The organism is Muricauda sp. MAR_2010_75, from assembly GCF_000745185.1.
Taxonomy (GTDB): Bacteria; Bacteroidota; Bacteroidia; order Flavobacteriales; family Flavobacteriaceae; genus Flagellimonas.
In genome coordinates, this window is the sequence record NZ_JQNJ01000001.1 from 977,402 (window position 1) to 996,051 (window position 18,650).

8 protein-coding genes are annotated in these 18,650 nt (G+C 41.9%); 5 read left to right on the top strand and 3 right to left on the bottom strand.

The genetic code is table 11. The features are described from left to right. Position 1 precedes the first annotated feature (1 nt). From FG28_RS04360 to FG28_RS04370, 3 genes are read right to left on the bottom strand one after another with little or no spacing between them, the layout of a single operon-like run. Positions 2-1,873, bottom strand: coding sequence for an alpha-amylase family protein (locus tag FG28_RS04360; protein ID WP_036380297.1), 1,872 nt, complete (start codon positions 1,871-1,873; stop codon positions 2-4). After that, a complete protein-coding gene (locus tag FG28_RS04365) occupies positions 1,870-4,176 on the bottom strand; it encodes a glycoside hydrolase family 65 protein (RefSeq protein WP_036380298.1) in 2,307 nt (768 codons plus the stop codon). Before FG28_RS04365 ends, FG28_RS04360 begins: the two co-directional genes overlap by 4 nt. 57 nt (positions 4,177-4,233) lie before the next feature. Next, on the bottom strand, positions 4,234-5,253 hold the full coding sequence (locus FG28_RS04370; protein WP_036380299.1) for a LacI family DNA-binding transcriptional regulator: 1,020 nt from the start codon (positions 5,251-5,253) through the stop codon (positions 4,234-4,236). 376 nt (positions 5,254-5,629) lie between these two features. Here FG28_RS04370 and FG28_RS04375 point away from each other — a divergent pair, with 376 nt between their 5' ends. From FG28_RS04375 to FG28_RS04395, 5 genes are all read left to right on the top strand, one after another. Beyond that, a complete protein-coding gene (locus FG28_RS04375; RefSeq protein ID WP_036380300.1) occupies positions 5,630-8,713 on the top strand; it encodes a SusC/RagA family TonB-linked outer membrane protein in 3,084 nt (1,027 codons plus the stop codon). A 12-nt stretch (positions 8,714-8,725) separates the two neighbouring features. Further along, entirely contained in the window at positions 8,726-10,318 is a 1,593-nt protein-coding gene (locus FG28_RS04380; protein ID WP_036380301.1) for a RagB/SusD family nutrient uptake outer membrane protein, read from the top strand. Positions 10,319-10,724: 406 nt separating this feature from the next. Next, positions 10,725-14,069, top strand: a complete 3,345-nt coding sequence (locus tag FG28_RS04385) for a VCBS repeat-containing protein (protein WP_036380302.1) — start codon at positions 10,725-10,727, stop codon at positions 14,067-14,069. Continuing rightward, positions 14,062-17,301: a VCBS repeat-containing protein gene (locus FG28_RS04390; protein ID WP_036380303.1), complete on the top strand. Its 3,240-nt coding sequence runs from the start codon at positions 14,062-14,064 to the stop codon at positions 17,299-17,301. The genes FG28_RS04385 and FG28_RS04390 overlap by 8 nt, the downstream gene beginning before the upstream one ends. An 8-nt stretch (positions 17,302-17,309) precedes the next feature. Further along, complete coding sequence (locus FG28_RS04395) at positions 17,310-18,638, top strand: vanadium-dependent haloperoxidase (protein ID WP_036380304.1); 1,329 nt, start codon at positions 17,310-17,312, stop codon at positions 18,636-18,638. The last annotated feature ends 12 nt before the right edge of the window (positions 18,639-18,650 follow it).

The following is an 18,650-nucleotide window of genomic DNA, read 5'->3' on the forward strand; positions in this document are numbered from 1 at the left end:
TTTATTGCTCCAAACTAAAAACAAAAGATTGTAGGGGTTGGAGCTCTAGTTGTATTTCCCCTCTCCCGTTGCTGACGGCAAGCGTCTTGTCGACCTGTCCGTACAGCTTTTCGCCGAGCTGATATACTTTATTTTCCAATTGCCACTTACTGATGACCTCCTCGGGAATTTTTAGTTGGAAGCTATAGTTTTTATGTGCATCAAAATTGGAGACAATGATAAGTTTTTCGTTGGACGACCATCGTACAAAGGAAAATACGCGATGGTCGTATCCTTCGGTGTGCTCCTTATTGTAATAATGGATTTCTTCATAGTCCCCCATTAAAGCATCACTCTCAATGGTAAAATTCAAAAGGCGTTGGTAGAAATCGCGTAAATCTTTTTCCTCTTCTGAAAGTTGACCCCCATCAAATTTTTTGTTGTTCATCCATCGCTGGTGATGGGGCACTCCAATATAATCGAAAATGGAAGTACGGGTAGGTTTGCCAAAACCGGCATCCTCCGCACCGGGTTCCCCAACTTCCTGTCCGAAATAAATCATTGTGGGCGAAGTGCTTATTGTGGCCGAAACTACCATCGCCGGTTTGGCCAATTGTGCATCCCCCACAAAATCTGGACTGGCAATCCGCTGCTCATCATGATTTTCCAAAAAATGGAGCAAGTGGTGTTCAATATCCGCCACTTTTTGCTGAACCACAGGAATATGGTCCGTCCAGCCATAGCCCTTCATAATATGTTTGATACTGTCATAAAGGTCGACCTTGTCATATAGGTAGTCCATTTTCCCTAAATGGATGTAGGCCCGGTATAAATCCGGATTATATACCTCAGCCAACAAAAAAGCATCGGGGTTTTTCGTTTTGATGTTGGAATTTAGATAACTCCAAAATTCCACTGGTACCATTTCGGCCATATCAAACCTGAAACCATCCACACCAAATTCCAGCCAATACAAGGCAATATCTCTAAACTTGTGCCACGAATCGGGAAGGGTTTTGTCTTGCCAAAATTCAAAATGGGCTTTGTGGTCCTTCAATGCGAAACCTTCTGGAAGTTCGTCAAAATCTTTGGTCCCATCGAGCCGAATGCCATAGTTGACCTTCACGGTCTCATACCAATCATTGAAATGGGGTTGGGCCAACCGCGAGCCGTTACCGGTCCATTTGGCAGGATTTTCTTCAAACTTGTCATCAGCCAACTCATTCTTTTCACCTCCCAAGGGCAAATACCCGTTATCCCACTCTGGAACTTTGAAAGCTTCCCCGGGAATGTAGTAGAAATTGTTGTTGACATCGTATTCCTTACTCGTATCATCGCTCGCCCCAAAATCCTCAATCCCTTTGGGATTGGTAGTCCCTTGATAATTTCGGGCCACATGATTGGGGACAATATCGATGATGACCTTCATTCCAGCTTTGTGTGTTCTTTTAATAAGTGCTCTGAACTCCTCCAACCTATTTGCGGGGTCAATCGCCAAATCTGGGTTTACATTATAGTAGTCCTTTACGGCATAGGGAGACCCAGCTCTACCTTTAACCACATCGGGGTCATCATTGGAAATACCATAGTCGGTATAATCGTTAATCAAGGCATGATGTGGCACTCCAGTGTACCAAATATGGGTAATGCCCAAATCCTTGATTTCTTCCAGCGCCTTATCGGTGAAATCCGCAAATTTCCCCACACCATTTTCCGCTATCGTCCCCCACGGTTTGTTGGTGGTATTGGTATTTCCAAAAAGTCGGGTAAAAACTTGATAGACTACCGCTTTTTTCTTCATAGGTGGCTCGGTGGGCTTTGGGTTGCTGTTCTCTTTACATGAATATACTGCACCCAACACAATCAAAAAAGTGATGAGGCGATAAGTTTTCATGCCTGCGTGGTTTCTCCAGGAATCAATTTGACCGATTTTCCGTCAACCTGAATGGTCAATGATTCATTTCCAGTGATTTCAAAAGAACTTCCTTTTGCTGAAACATGAATGGTAATGATCTGGTTCCTAAAATTGATCTTGAAGGAATAGGAATCCCATTGATCTGGAATCTTGGGTGCAAAGCAGAGTTGGTCGTTCAAAATGCGCATACCCCCAAAACCTTCCACGATGCTCATCCACGTTCCGGCCATGGAGGTGATGTGAAGGCCTTCTTTTACCTCTTTGTTGTAATCGTCCAAATCTAGTCTTGAGGTGCGCAAATAAAAGGTATAGGCCTGTTCCATTCGTCCCAATTTAGCCGCTTGGATACTGTGCACGCAAGGTGACAATGAAGATTCATGAACGGTGAAGGGTTCGTAGAAATCAAAATGGCGTTCCAATTCTTCTGGGCTGAAATGGTCTTCGAAGAAATAGAACCCTTGGAGCACATCGGCCTGTTTAATGTAGGGTGAGCGCAAAATGCGGTCCCAGCTCCATTTCTGGTTGATGGGCCGTTCGGACTTGTCCAAATCCTGAACTTTGACCATTTTCTTGTCCAAAAAACCATCTTGTTGTAAAAAAACTTTATGCTTTTCTGAATAGGGAAAGTAGATATTGCCCGCAACTTTTTCCCAATCGTTAGTTTCGGCTTCGGTCAGTTCTACTTTATCTATGATTCTTTTGTAGTCATCGGGATAGGATTCCTTAACATTTTTTAGTTGTTCCAAGGCATATTCAATGCACCATTTTGCCAAGTAGTTGGTGTACCAGTTATTGTTGACGTTGTTTTCGTACTCATTGGGTCCGGTAACCCCCAACATTACATATTTCTGTTTCTCTTCAGAAAAATTGACACGTTGGTGCCAGAACCGGGCTATCCCGATTAACACTTCCAACCCCATTTTTGGGATATAGCTGTAATCTCCGGTGAATCGATAATAATTGAAAATGGCGAAGGCAATGGCACCATTTCTGTGGATTTCCTCAAAAGTGATTTCCCATTCGTTATGGCATTCCTCCCCATTCATGGTCACCATAGGATAGAGTGCGGCCCCGTTGGAAAAGCCTAACTTTCCTGCATTTTCCATAGCTTTTTCCAGATGGTTATAGCGATATTTAAGCAAGTTCCAGGCTACTTCTTGGTTCTTTGTGGCCATGTAAAAAGGTAAGCAATAGGCCTCGGTGTCCCAGTAAGTACTTCCTCCGTATTTTTCTCCTGTGAAACCCTTGGGTCCGATATTCAAACGGGAATCCTTGCCCAGATAGGTCTGATTCAACTGAAAAATATTGAACCGGATACCTTGTTGCGCTTGTACATCGCCCTCAATGGTAATGTCGCTCATCTCCCAAATCTGCGCCCAAGCTTCTTTTTGTTTTTGCAGGAGTTCATCAAACCCCAATTGAGAAGCTTCGTCCAAAACGGCATGGGCGGCTTGTTGCAGTTCATCTTTTGGATGGTTTCTATCTACGGTGTAACCTCCAAATTTTATCAACGTAAGGGTTTCATCTTTTCCAAGCTTAATTATATAGGAGTGACCAACAGAGGTATCATTCTTTTTTACTGTAGGTTCTTCTTCAAATTTGGTCCCATCAACATACAATTCACTTTGCATAAAGGTACAGACCGAAAAGTTAGTCTTCATGGTATGGGATTGAACAAACGCTCTCTTTCCTTCCGAAGTAATATTGGTAATGTTCCAGAACTTATCGTCCCAATTGGTGTCCTTGTTTTTGATTCCTCCATCCAAATACGGAATTATGCTTACTTCCACATCTGAATTCAGTACTTGAAGATTGTATTGAATGGCTCCGGTTTCATCCAGGTCCAAACTCAAGAACCGAACTACCTCAACAGCTACCTCTATGTCATTGGGCATTGTGGCCACAAAGCTGCGCTTGTACCAACCTTCCTGCATATTAAGCTCGCGATGGAAATGCTCTACTTTTTTGCAAGTGTTCAAATCCAAAGGAGCATCATTGATAATGACATCAATCCCAATCCAATTGGGGGCATTGAGCACTTTGGCAAAATATTCGGGGTACCCGTTCTTCCACCACCCTACGCGAGTTTTGTCCGGGTAATAGACGCCCGCAATATAGCTTCCTTGAAAAGTTTCTCCTGAGTAGTGTTCTTCAAAATTGGCACGTTGTCCCATGGCCCCGTTACCCAAGCTGAAAAGGCTTTCGGAAGATTCTACCTGCTCTTTACTAAACCCCTCCTCAACAATTGACCAAGGGTTTGCTTTTATATAATCCTGATTCATTGCTTACCAAAATTGTGCAACAAATGTAGGTAGCTTTACGATAAGGACAGAATAAACTTAATGAAATATAGAATCCCTGATGACCAAGGTAGGCTCCAAAGTTTTGGTCTGGAAGGTTTCCTCTTCCTCTTTTTCACCTTCAACCTTATCTATTAACATTTGGGCGGAAATCTCTCCCATTTTTTCACCATGTTGGGCCACTACTGTTAAACTGGGGTAGGCATATTTAGACAGAAAACCATCAGTAAATCCAATAAATGAGATATCCTCGGGAATCTTAAGCCCCTTTTCTTGAGCCAAGCGCATACTATAGACTGCAAAAATCTCATTGACACATAAAACGGCATCCACATCTGGGTGGTCCTCGAAAAAATCCTTGATGCCTTTTTCATCCATTTCCATGGTGGGAAGTTTCAGTATTCTGGATTCGTTCACACCCAAACCACTGTCAATCAATGCTTTTTTATACCCTATGGTACGGGCTTTACTCACACTGAGGTAGTCATCTGTACTGATCAAGGCTATTTTTTTTCTGCCTTGCTCAATAAGTTTTTGGGTGGCCATGTAGGCACCAAACTCATCGTCAATAACAACCTTATCACAGTCTATTTCGTTGGTGATTCTGTCAAATAGCACCACTGGGATTCCCTGTTCGGTAACTTCCTTAAGGTGGTTATAGTCCCCTTTTTGTTGGGTCTCCGAGGACAAGGACATGATGAACCCATCAATGCTTCCGTTGGCCAACATTTCCATGTTTATCACTTCTTTATCAAAAGATTCCTCTGAAAGACAGACAATTACATTATAGCCCTTGGCATTTGCATATTTCTCGATGCCCCGGATAACAGTGGTAAAAAAATGATGCACAATATCCGGAATAACCACTCCGATGTTCTTGGTCCTCTTATTTTTGAGGCTAATGGCAATGTTGTTGGGCTTATAATTATAGAGTTTGGCAAATGCCTGTACCTTTTCCTTGGTATCCCTACTGATTTCTTCACTGTTCTTCAACGCCTTTGAAACTGTTGAGATGGATACTTCAAGTTCTCTTGCAATATCTTTTAATGTGATTTTCACTTTATGGTGTTACTAATTTAATTCTTAAGATTTGGGTTCGGGAAATTACGTAATAAAGAAAACAGGCTTGACCAAAATATGCATTTTAACAAAAACACGATGTGGTCAAAAAAAACTCTTATCAAAATGTTAATAGGTGCTAAAAAATAAAAATACTATATTAGTGGTAAAATTGCGCATTTCTTAATTATTTGCTATTATATTATGATATAAGTGTTATTTGCACATTAATTTTATCAACCTTCTACAGATACAAAGTTATCAACACGAAACCGTTTTCGCTTTATATTGTAATATGCTTAAATTTTGATTAACCTTTTTTTTATATATGTTTAACACTTGAATTAAAATTAACTAAACTTAAAATTAACTATTTATGAAGATTACGCTACTTAGAAGCCTTTTGCTGCTTGGAGCTTTTTTATGCTTCAGTATGGTGAAAGCTCAAACAGTATCTGGTACTGTTTCGGATGCAAACGGACCATTGCCGGGAGCAAGCGTATTGGTTAAAGGAACAACCAATGGTACGCAAACCGATTTTGACGGTAATTACACATTGGACGGTATCGGCGAATCGGCAACTCTTGTGTTCAGTTATATTGGATACAAAACTGTAGAAACCGCTGTTAACGGCCGATCTACCATTAACATAACCATGGAGGAAGATGCCCAGGCATTGGATGAGGTTGTTATCATTGGTTATGGTCAAACAACGGTTAAAGACGCAACGGGTGCGGTGGCAGCCGTAACCTCGGAAGATTTCAACCAAGGTGTCATTTCTTCACCAGAGCAGTTGATACAAGGTAAAACTGCAGGTGTTCAAATCACGCAAAGTAGTGGTGAGCCCGGTGCAGGCATTGCTCTGCGTATCAGGGGAACAGGTTCCGTTAGGGCCAACAACAGTCCGCTATTTGTAATTGACGGTGTTCCTGTTACCAATGAAGGAGTCTCTGCTGGTGGTGCCGATTTGGGTACAGGTACAAGTGGGAATCGTAACCCTCTTAACTTTCTTAACCCAAACGACATAGAAAGTATGAGTATCTTAAAAGATGCTTCTGCAACAGCAATCTATGGTTCACGTGGCGCGAACGGTGTTGTTATCATCACCACCAAGTCCGGTAAAGGGGCAGGTTCAGAAGGTCAATGGAGTTTTAATACCAGCTTGAATATTTCTGAAGTTAGGGAAACCTATGATTTGTTGACCGCCGAAGAGTTTATTGAAGCAGGTGGTGCAAATTTGGGTTCTAAGACAGATTGGCAAGATTTTGTGTTCAGAACTACTGCGTCAACAGACAATACACTTTCATATGCGCGTAATTATGGTAAAGGGAACGTTCGCGCGACTTTTGGATATGCAAAGCAATTCGGTGTAATTGAGGATACGAATTTAGAACGTATTACCGGTCGCATCAACGCCAACCACAGATTCCTTGATGATAAACTTAGGGTTGGACTACAGGCCACAATTTCTAGAATCAATGACCAAAGACCTTTTGTAAGTAGAACTTCCGGGAGTACAGGTGACTTGCTAGCCTCTGCATACTACGGTAACCCTACCTTGTCTTCAAACCCAGACACAAGCGCAGAGCCCGATAGAAATCCCGCTAACCTGCTTGCCTATTATCAAGATATCACTAATACCAACAGGTTTTTAGGAAACCTTTCATTGGAATATGATATTACTGATGAATTTACTGCCAAACTGAATTTGGGATACGACGCTTCTGACTCATCCAGGGGACAGGTAGTTGGCCCTCAAATTCTTGGTTTGCAAAACGGCGCACAAAATAATGGACGTGCCGCAGTGAGTAATTTGGATACTGAAAACAAGTTAATGGAAGTTACCGTTAACTATACAAAAGAGTTTGAGAACTCAAACTTGGATGCGTTAGTAGGTTATTCATTTCAAGATTTTAACAGAAATGGACAAAATATCCTGGGGCAAGGATACGGAGGCGGTAATTTGAATCAAATCCTCGCAGCTACAAACCAAGCTTTTAATGCTACAAAAAATTTGGCCTCCGGTTATCAGGCTTACGGGGTGGGTACATTCGAAGATGAGCCTGATGCTGGCAATCAATTCAGAATTTTAAATTTATTCCCGAGTCCTAATATCACAACGGGTCCGGTACCATTACTACCGGTCACTGCATTTACAGTGGATACCTTTGATACCACGGACGAATTGCAGTCTTTCTTTGGAAGGGTTAACTATACCTTATACAACAAGTATTTGTTCACTGCCACTTTTAGGGCAGACGGTTCCTCAAGATTTGGTGGAAACAACAAATACGGTTATTTCCCCTCGGCGGCGTTTGCCTGGAAGTTAAACGAAGAAGACTTTGTTGGTGATGCCTTTTCCACACTTAAACTTCGTTTGAGCTGGGGTATTACAGGTAATCAAGAAGGTATTGGTTACGGTAACTATTTGAACAGAACCAGATGGGGAAGATTCAATGCTCCAACACTTGATATCTCCTCCAACTCGCAAATTACAGCTCCCGCTACACGTGCGCTTGCGTTTGAGAACCCAGATTTGAAATGGGAAGAAACAACACAATACGCTGTGGGTCTTGATTTTGGTTTTTCCAACGATCGATTGACGGGTAACTTAGATTTTTATCGAAAGGAAACCTCAGACATCCTTCTAAACCTTCCAGCGGTACAGCCTTCCAATGAACCATTTTCATTTCAAAATGTAGATGGAGTAATTGTGAACCAAGGAGTTGAATTTGGTTTGGATTATGACATTATTAGATCGGAAGATGTTAGCTGGAACGCTAATTTCAATATTGCATACAACGACAACGAATTAACCGACTATGACGGACCAGACATTCAAGCTGGCCAGGTTTACGGACAAGGTTTGTCCAATGCATTTGTGCAAATATTGACAGAAGGAAGATCACTTTTTACTTACAATTTAAGAAATGTAGATGCTGATCTTAACGTAGACACCGATCCCAGCATACAAGATAAATCAGGTCTGCCTACGGTAACAGCTGGTTTCTCAACAAGCGCTAGTTATAAAAACTGGGATGCTTCCCTATTCTTCTCAGGTCAGTTTGGACATTATGTCTACAACAATACTGCCAATGCACTTTTTGCGCTACCTCAAGTTGGAAGTAGAAACAACTTAAAAAGTGTTATTGATAGTGGCGTTGGCCCATCAAGCCAAAATCCAAGCACCTTTTTCTTGGAAAAAGGAGATTTTGTGCGGCTCCAAACTGCTTCTATCGGATATAATGTGCCCTTAAGTGGAGATGGAACTCTAAAAAGCATGCGATTGAATCTAACCGGTCAAAACTTATTGTTGATTACCGATTACAGCGGTCCAGACCCTGAGGTAAGTACTTCAGACGTACCTCAGGCAATCGGAGGAGTTCCTTCTGCATCTATAGATTATTTATCCTATCCTAGACCTCGAACTTTTAGTTTAGGTATAAATGTTACATTTTAAAAAATTGTTTTTATGAAAAGAATCGCTAATTATTTAAGTATATCGCTTCTAGTTCCTTTAATGTTCTCATGTACAGATTTGGAAATAGAAGAAACAGATTCCCTTATAACCGACGGATTTGCAGGGGTTCAAGACGTACAAAGTGAAGTTACCAACCTAGCAAACAGTATCGCTGGTGGAGCACTTGCCAATCAGGAGAGTTTATTTGCTTTGAACGAAGTTACCACGGACGAATATGTAGTGCCTACAAGAGGTAGTGACTGGGGAGACAATGGTCGTTGGCTTTCCATTCATCGTCATACCTGGAATGCTGAATTATTTGACATCATTCAGCCATGGCAGCAATTGAACGCCGTAAGTTTTAATGCCAGTCGGGTAATCAGCCCTAAAAGTGTCAACACTTCTGGAGGAGACCTTACTACTTTAAAAGCACAAGCACATTTTTACCGTGCTTGGGCATACCATTGGATATTGGATATGTGGCGGCAGATTCCGTATAGAGATTTGGATCTCCCAAACAGTGCAATTCCTGAGGTTTTAACAGGCCAAGTTGCCATTGATAGTATTGTTGCTGATTTGAATATTGCCATTGCTGACCTTCCGGAAGTATCCGTTGGAGACCCGATCAGCGCCAAAGCAACCCCTTCAAAAGCTGCCGCCCACCTCTTAATGGCAAGGCTTCACCTGAACAAACATGTCTACTTGGGAACAGAACCCCAAGCTTCGGATATGCAGGTCGTTGTTGATGCTGTGGATGCAATAACCGCAAGTGGTTATACCTTGGCTGAACCTGGAAAATATTTTGACATATTCAAACCAAGTAACGACGTGGAAACCATTTGGTGGTCAGCTGCTGATGCCGGCCCAAGGATTTGGCACACACTTCACTACAACCAAGACTTCCCAGGATTCAATGACGGAGGAGGTTGGAATGGATTTACAACACTTGCAGAATTCTATGATCTTTTCGAAGGACCCGCGGATACAAATTACCCTGGGGACGGACAAGAAGAACGAAGAGGAGTTGTACACGACCCAAGTACGGCCAACGCAGAAAATTTAGGGATTGGCCTTGGTTTCTTGATCAATCAACAATATGAGCAAGATGGAACACCCCTAGATGCCAGAGAAAATGTGGGAGGAGTTCCCTTAGTATTTACAAGAGAAGCCGAAAAAGCAGAATATTCGGCACCTGCAGACAATGCAGTTTTAGAAACCTCCGGAATTAGGATGTTCAAATACCACCCTAATGAAGAAGGTGGAGATAGAAGACGACACATTGTACGTTACAGATATGCCGATGCCTTCTTGATGAAAGCCGAAGCCATGTGGCGTATGGGAGGAGATCCAACAGCAATGATAAACGAATTGAGAACTACTAGAGATGCTTCTCCATTGTTATCTGTTACAGCAGCAGATATGCTCGCCGAAAGAGGTCGTGAACTTTATCAGGAAATGGTAAGAAGACAGGATTTAATACGATTTGGTGAATATTCACGCGCTTGGAATCTTAAGGAAGCTAGTGATGACACTAGATTGATTTTCCCAATTCCGATTTCGGATGTTCTGGCGAATCCAAACCTTCAGCAGAATCCTGGATACTAAAAAATGATCAATTGATTATTTTTATATAAAAGCCCGCCAAATGGCGGGCTTTTGAATTAAACTATTATTATACAACGCACTGGATTTTAAATCATTTGCTACCCAAAATTTATTCCTTCTTTTCTAATCCCCTGAAGTCAGTATACTTTTATGAAAATTTTGACAAAGAAATGATTAATGAAATATTAATGGGTGGAAATAATTTTGAGATAAGTATCCAACGTGGTAGTTTAGATGTTTAGCATTGACTTAAATCAAAGAATTTATGAGTCCAGTGATTTGACCTAAAATTTGCCCTTGGATATTTCTGAATTCATTGAAAAGATTAAAAGATGGACTAGATTGAGAAGAATTCGTCCTTATAAATAGAAATTCTCCCTTTTTTAATCAAAAAACGCAACTTAGCATGAAACTTACATATCTAATCATATGTCCTTTTATAATTCTTTTTTTGTCCTGTACGGAAAAGGAATCAGAAAGGGTGGATAAACCAGATGTTGAGACACTCTTCACCTTATTACCCCCAGATAAAACAGGGGTAACTTTTGTCAACACAGTAAAAAACAAAAAAGATTTTAACATCTTTAAGTATCGTAACTTCTACAACGGCGGCGGTGTAGCTCTTGGAGATATAAATAATGATGGCTTGCTGGATATCTATTTCACCGGCAACATGGAACCCAATAGGCTTTATCTAAACAAAGGCAATATGCAATTTGAAGATATATCGGAAAGTGCCGGGGTCTTGGGCAACAAACCATGGTCCACCGGAGTGTCCATGGTTGATATAAACCAAGATGGACTATTGGACATCTATGTCTGCAACGCGGGAAACATGGAGGGCAACAACCACGATAACGACCTCTACATTAACAATGGAGATCTAACTTTTACCGAAAAGGCCAGTGAATACAACTTGGCCAAAACAGGCTTTACCACCCATGCCTCTTTCTTTGATTATGACAAGGATGGTGATTTGGATGTTTATATTCTTAACAACAGCAACATACCTGTAAGTAGTCTTGGTTATGCTGAACAACGTACAGTCCGTGCCCAAGATTGGGAAGGTGTGCCACATATCTTTAAAGGGGTGGGTGATATGCTGTTACGAAATGATAATGGCAAGTTTGTAGAAGTAAGCGAAGAAGCAGGTATATATGGCAGTCTCATTGGTTTCGGACTAGGAGTGTTGATTACGGATTTTAACGGCGACCTTTTTCCTGATATATATGTATCCAATGATTTTTATGAAAGGGATTATCTCTACATCAACCAAAAAGATGGCACCTTCAATGAAGAAATAATGAAGTGGACCTCGCATTTGAGCCTATCTGCTATGGGAATTGATATTGCAGACATCAATAATGATGGGCATAACGATATTTTCATCACCGACATGTTGCCCGAAAAAGAACATCGGGTAAAATCTGTGATGGAATTTGAGGGATATACAATTTTTGACCTAAAACAGAGCAAGGATTTTGGCCAACAATACATTCAGAATACACTGCAACTCAACAATGGAAATGGAACATTTTCGGAAATAGCCTATTATAGCGGTGTTGATGCCACAGACTGGAGTTGGGCCGGACTTATGTTTGATATGGACAATGACGGTTTCAAGGACATCTTTATCACCAATGGTATCAATCACGATCTTACAGACTTGGATTTTGTCGATTTTTTCGCCAACGAAATCGTTCAAAAAATGGCCCTTACAGGTAAAAAGGAATCCATTGACTCCATAATCAATAAAATGCCGGTTAAACCCCAACCCAATTACGCTTATAAAAATAATGGGGACTTTTCATTTAAGAATGCCAATAAAGAATGGGGGTTTGAACTGCCGTCCCGCTCCAATGGCGCCGCCTATGGGGATTTGGACAATGATGGCGACTTGGATTTGGTCATCAACAATGTAAACACTCCTGCCTTTATTTACAGAAATAACACTGACACCCAATTGGACAACAACTATATTCAATTGAAGTTCAAAGGGTCCAAAACCAACCTATTTGGTGTGGGCACCCTGGCCAAGTTTTATTTTGATGGCCACATCATTAACCAAGAGCTTATCCCTTCCAGAGGGTTTCAATCCTCCATGGAATATGGCATGACCATCGGCCTGGGCAAATCAGAAACCTTGGATTCAATACGCATTGTTTGGCCCGATCAACAAACCCAGAAAATCACAAATGTAGAAGCCAACCAGCGCATCACTTTAAACTATGCCGATGCAACCGAAATCTATGATCCCATCAAAAAAGAAAACAAAAAACCTTTCTTGACAGAGTTGGAAACTGGAACCATAATGGCTCACCAAGAGGACAACTACAACGATTTTGACTACGAAGGTCTTATCTATCAAAAACTCTCGCAAGAAGGCCCTTCTTTGGCGGTGGCCGATATCAATGGAGATGGAAATGAGGATTTCTTTATTGGTGGAGCCCGGAACCAGCCTGGAACCATCTATCTGCACAACGGAAATGGAAAAATCACCCAAAAACCATCAAGGGCATTTGAGGAAGACCAAATGCTAGAAGATGTTGCCGCGGCCTTTTTTGATGCCGATGGTGATAATGACCTAGACCTCATGGTAGGTTCGGGCGGTAATAATGTTAGTGAACAACGCAGTTACGTCCCTCGATTATACTTAAATGACGGCAAAGGGAATTTCACCCGTTCTGAAAGTCAGCTGCCATCAACCTTTAAAAATGTTTCGACCATATCCCCTTTTGATTTTGACGATGATGGTGATATGGATGTATTTATAGGTTCGCGTAGCGTGGTGGGCGTTTATGGCATATCACCAGACCATCTTTTCCTGGAAAATATGGGAGATGGTACCTTTGCCAATGTTACCGAGCGATTGGGCTACGACCTTAAGGATGCCGGAATGGTAACCGATTCCAAATGGGTGGACATTGATGGGGATTCCAAAAAAGACCTCATTGTTACAGCGGAATGGGACACTCCAAAAATCTACAAAAATACGGGCAGAAGGCTCACCAAAATGCCTTCTTCATTGGATAGCCTTTACGGATGGTGGAATACTGTGGAAAGTGCAGATTTGGACAATGACGGGGACATGGATTTGATTCTTGGGAATCAAGGATTAAACCTGCACTATAAACCTTCCATGGAGCACCCCATGAAATTATGGATCAACGATTACGACAACAATGGTACCATTGAACAAATTGCAACCATGGGTCAAGATGGCGGTGATTACCCAATCCACCAAAAAAGGGAGCTCACCCAGCAGTTGCCGGGCCTAAAAAAGCAAAACCTGAAAGCGTCGGACTATGCCCACAGGACCATCCACGAACTTTTTCCAGAGCAAGTGGTTAAGAATTCCATCGTAAAAAAAGTGGAAACTTCCGCTTCGGTGATAGCCATTAACGAAGGTGGTGGTAAGTTTACCATTAAAAATCTTCATCCTCGGGTGCAACTATCCTGCGTTTGTGATATTACCTGTGCCGATGTGAACAAAGACGGCAATCTGGACCTGATCATGGCAGGGAACAATTTTGAATACAAACCGCAATTCTCCAGACTGGACGCCAGCTATGGAAATCTTTTATTGGGCGACGGCAAGCTTGGATTTGAATGGCAGGAGTATAACGTGAGTGGGTTTAAGGTAAAGGACGAGGTAAAGTATATGGAGCAATTCAAGGACAAAAACGGAAAAACATTCGTTATAGTGGCCATCAATAACAATAAACCAAAGATTTTTGCCATTGATGAATAAGCTCAAAATAGCCGTTTTGATTTTAATCCTTTTTGTGGGCTGTAAGAAGGAAGGTAGTCTTTTTGAAAATCCTACCCCAGAAAAGACTGGTGTGGAGTTTACCAATACGTTGACCACAACCGAAGATCTGAGCATTTTGGACTACCTCTATTTTTATAACGGCGGAGGGGTATCCATTGGGGACATTAACAACGATGGGCTCCCAGATATTTTCTTCACCGGAAACCAGGTGAAAAACAAGTTATACCTCAACAAAGGCAATCTAAGTTTTGAAGATATTTCCAGTTCAGCTGGAATTGAGGGAAATAGCAGCTGGAACACCGGAACAACCATGGCTGATGTGAATGGAGACGGTCTTTTGGACATTTATGTCTGTGCCGTTGTGGGCATCAATGGGTTTAACGGATTCAATGAACTCTACATAAACAACGGCGACAACACCTTTGCGGAAAGTGCAGCAGAATACGGCCTCGATTTCGATTCCTACAGTTCCAACGCCGCATTTTTTGACTATGATCTTGATGGAGACTTGGATTTGTATCTTCTAAACCATGCCGTGCACACCCAAAATTCATTTGGCAGGTTCGACCTGCGGTTTGAGCGCCGATACGAAACAGGAGACAAATTGCTTCGCAATGATGACGGTCGGTTTGTGGATGTGAGCGAAGAAGCCGGCATTTATGGCGGCATCAATGGGTACGGCCTTGGTTTGGCCATAGCCGACTTCAATCAGGATGGGTACCCGGATATTTATGTGGGGAACGATTTCCATGAGGACGATTACTATTACTTAAACAACGGTGATGGCACTTTTACGGAAAGTCTCAAAAAATATTTTGGCCACACTAGCCGGTTTTCCATGGGAAATGATGTCACCGATATTAACAATGACGGGCGTCCCGATATTATTTCGTTGGACATGTTGCCCGAGGACGAGGTAACCTTAAAATCTTCTGAAGGCGATGACAACATTCAAACACAAAAGCTACGGGTTGATCGTTTTGGGTACCACTACCAGTTTACCCGAAATATGCTTTTTGTAAACCAGCCCGATGGAAATTATATAGAAACTGCCCTGATGAGCGGTATTGCTGCAACCGATTGGAGCTGGAGTGCGTTGTTCGGGGACTATGACCTGGACGGCACACAGGATCTCTTTATTTCAAATGGGATTCCAAAACGGCCCAACGACCTTGATTTTGTGAAATTTGTTTCCAGTGACGAAATCCAGAAAAAAATAGACAACACCAAACTTGTAGATCAAAAAGCATTGAATCTAATGCCGTCAGGAAATGTACACAACTACGTATTCCAAGGAAGCAAGGATTTGAAGTTCAAGGACAGGTCTGGGGACTGGATTACCAAAGACACTTTAATTTCAGGAGCTACGGCTATGGGGGATTTTGACAATGACGGCGACCTTGATCTGGTAACAAATAACATCAACCAACCTGCTTCCCTTTACATTAACAAAGCCGCCAAAAAAGGAAATTATCTCAAATTAAAGTTCCAGTTTACCCAAAAAAACGTGTTTGGTATCGGAACAAAAGTGTACTCCTATCAAAATGGAGAACTTCAATTCAAAGAATTGTTCCCCACACGTGGATTTCAGGCATCGTCAGAACCCATAATCCATTTTGGGTACGGCAACATTCAAAAAGTGGATTCCATCAGAATCATTTGGCCAAACAAAACCTATCAAACCCTAAAAGATGTTGTCACAAACCAAACTTTGACCATTCAACCCAAAGACACAAAACCTTTTGACTACAAATCACTGCACAAGAAACCCCAAAGCCTCTTTGAGCCTGTCCCCAATAGTCTAGGCATAGATTTTACCCATGTAGAAGACAACTACACCGATTTTAACCGCGAAAAACTGATTCCGTACCAAGTTTCGGATAGAGGTCCGGCACTCGCTCTGGGCGACCTTAATGGCGACGGAAAGGAAGATGTTTTCGTTGGAGGATCAAAATTCGTTCCTTCACAAATCTATCTACAACAAGACTCAACTTTTGTGGAGCAACGTTTTGAAACCATAGCCACCGATTCCATCAAAGAAGACATTTCGGCAACCATTGCCGACTTCAATAACGATAAAAAAAATGATTTGTTTGTAACAGCAGGTGGCGGTGACTTTTTTGGTGAGTCCGATGTATTATTGGAAACCTATTATGTCAGCAAAGATTCCAGCTTTTCAACAATGGAATTGCCCAAGTTTTTTCAAAATGCCTCAGTGGTCAAACCCCATGATTTTGATGGGGACGGTGATTTGGATGTTTTCGTGGGAGGACATACCATTACCGCCAAATTTGGAGCTCCTGCAACTTCTTATATTTTGGAAAACAACAATGGGAATTTTTCTGTTTTTAAAGGATTTGAAGCCTATTCCAAAGGAATGGTGACCGATGCCATTTGGGAAGATTTTAATGGGGATGGAGCCCAAGATTTGATTTTGGTGGGTGAATGGATGTCACCCAAATTTCTCGAATACAACAACGGTACTTTTACCGAAGCCAAATCCCTGGATGTAAAGGGGCTATGGCAAAGCGTAGCTTCATTTGATATTGATGGCGATGGTGATAAAGACTACCTCTTGGGTAATTGGGGTACGAACTCAAAATTTAGGGCCTCTAAAAAGTATCCCATGAAGTTGTTTTTCAATGACTTTGATGCCAACGGTCAAACCGAAACCGTAACAGCCTTGGAAAAAAATGGTGAATATTATCCATTGGAATCCTTGGATGGGCTTTCCTCGCAATTGGTCTATTTGAGAAAGGAGTTCACCACCTATAAATCTTTTGCCGGTAAGACCATGGAAGAGCTATTTGGTAAAGAAATCTTGAAAAAATCGACCCTTTTGGAGGTAAACACGCTTGAGTCTGGGTATTTAAAAAATGATAACGGCAATTTTACTTTTGTCCCTTTTAAAAGTGAACTCCAAGTTTCGCCCATTATGGAATTTTTGGTGGAAGATTTTGATGGTGATGGGACCCAAGAAGTATTGATGGGTGGCAACTTTTTTGGGGTCAAGCCCTACCATGGCCGCCTTGATTCCTTTCCCGGGGCACTCCTAAAAAGTGAAAATGAGGTAATTTTGGGCAATGAACTGGGCCTGGACTTTACAAAAAAGTCCTTGAGGCATTTAAACACATTGACCCTAAACGGCGAAAAGTACGTACTCGCCATTTTCAATAACGACAAAGCACAAGTATATAGAATCAATAATTAATAAAGGCCATGAAAGAAAGAATTAGTTTACTGGTAGCACTACTGTTGGTTTTTGTTTCCTGCCAAAAAAAGCAGGAACCCATTACCATAACCCCCGAAGACTATCATAAATCTGTGGACAAGGTTGTTGAGGTCATGATTCATGATATCTTCTCTCCCCCTGTTGCAAGCCGAATTTTTGCGTATCCCAACATTGCGGCTTATGAAATAATCGCCCAAAAAGAGGACGGTTATAAGTCACTGGCAGGACAAGTGCACGACCTAAAGAACATTCCAAGTCCCAAAGAAGATAACATCAATTATGAAATGGCCGCCTTGGTGGCCCACATGGATTTGAGCAGAAGATTGATTTTCTCCGAAGAACGAGTCAAAAGTTTTCGGGATAGCCTATATACCCTCTGGGCCGATAAAAATGAGCCTGTTTTCAATGCATCCAAAGCTTATGGCCTGGAAGTGGCCGATTTTATTGGAGCTTGGATGGACAAGGACAATTACAAACAGACACGGACCATGCCAAAGTTTACCGTGAACACAGAAGATCCTTCACGTTGGCAGCCCACTCCACCTGCTTATATGAGCGGTCTGGAACCGCATTGGAGCAAAATACGCCCGTTTGCCATTGATTCGGCGGAACAGTTTAAACCCATCCCTCCACCTGCTTTCTCCATGGAAGAAGATTCACCATTTTACAAAGAGTTGATGGAAGTATATGAGGTAAGAAAAAGCATGATAGGCAAAGGTGATAAGTCAGAGGAAATCGCCATAGCACAATTCTGGGACTGTAACCCCTATGTTTCTGTAACTAGGGGACACTTAATGTTCGCCACAAAAAAAATCACACCGGGAGCCCATTGGATAGGAATTACCAAAATAGCCAGTAGAAAAGATAATGCCGATTTTGCCAAGACCGTTTATGCCTATACCAAGACCTCCATTGCCATTGCCGATGCATTTATTAGCTGTTGGGATGAAAAATATAGAAGTAACCTTATTCGCCCGGAAACCCTGATCAATGAGTACATTGATGATAGTTGGGAACCTGTGTTGCAAACCCCTCCCTTTCCAGAATATACGAGTGGGCACAGCGTGGTTTCCGGTGCTGCATCCACAGCCCTTACGGATATTTTTGGTGATAACTTCTCTTTTGATGATGATACCGAGGTGCCTTATGGCTTGCCCGTTCGTTCCTTCACATCATTCAAGCAAGCTGCCGATGAAGCAGCCATAAGTAGAATGTATGGTGGCATCCACTATCGTGCTGCAATAGAGGTGGGTGTAAAGCAAGGGCGCGACCTTGGAAAATTCATCGTAGATAAACTTGACATGACTAGAGGGTAATTTTCTATTTTT

Bases quoted from the DNA above. Each gene is read 5' to 3' on its own strand.
- FG28_RS04385 (WP_036380302.1), top strand. From the start codon at position 10,725: ATGAAACTTACATATCTAATCATATGTCCTTTTATAATTCTTTTTTTG.
- FG28_RS04375 (WP_036380300.1), top strand. From the start codon at position 5,630: ATGAAGATTACGCTACTTAGAAGCCTTTTGCTGCTTGGAGCTTTTTTA.
- FG28_RS04365 (WP_036380298.1), bottom strand. From the start codon at position 4,176: ATGAATCAGGATTATATAAAAGCAAACCCTTGGTCAATTGTTGAGGAG.
- FG28_RS04360 (WP_036380297.1), bottom strand. From the start codon at position 1,873: ATGAAAACTTATCGCCTCATCACTTTTTTGATTGTGTTGGGTGCAGTA.
- FG28_RS04390 (WP_036380303.1), top strand. From the start codon at position 14,062: ATGAATAAGCTCAAAATAGCCGTTTTGATTTTAATCCTTTTTGTGGGC.
- FG28_RS04380 (WP_036380301.1), top strand. From the start codon at position 8,726: ATGAAAAGAATCGCTAATTATTTAAGTATATCGCTTCTAGTTCCTTTA.
- FG28_RS04395 (WP_036380304.1), top strand. From the start codon at position 17,310: ATGAAAGAAAGAATTAGTTTACTGGTAGCACTACTGTTGGTTTTTGTT.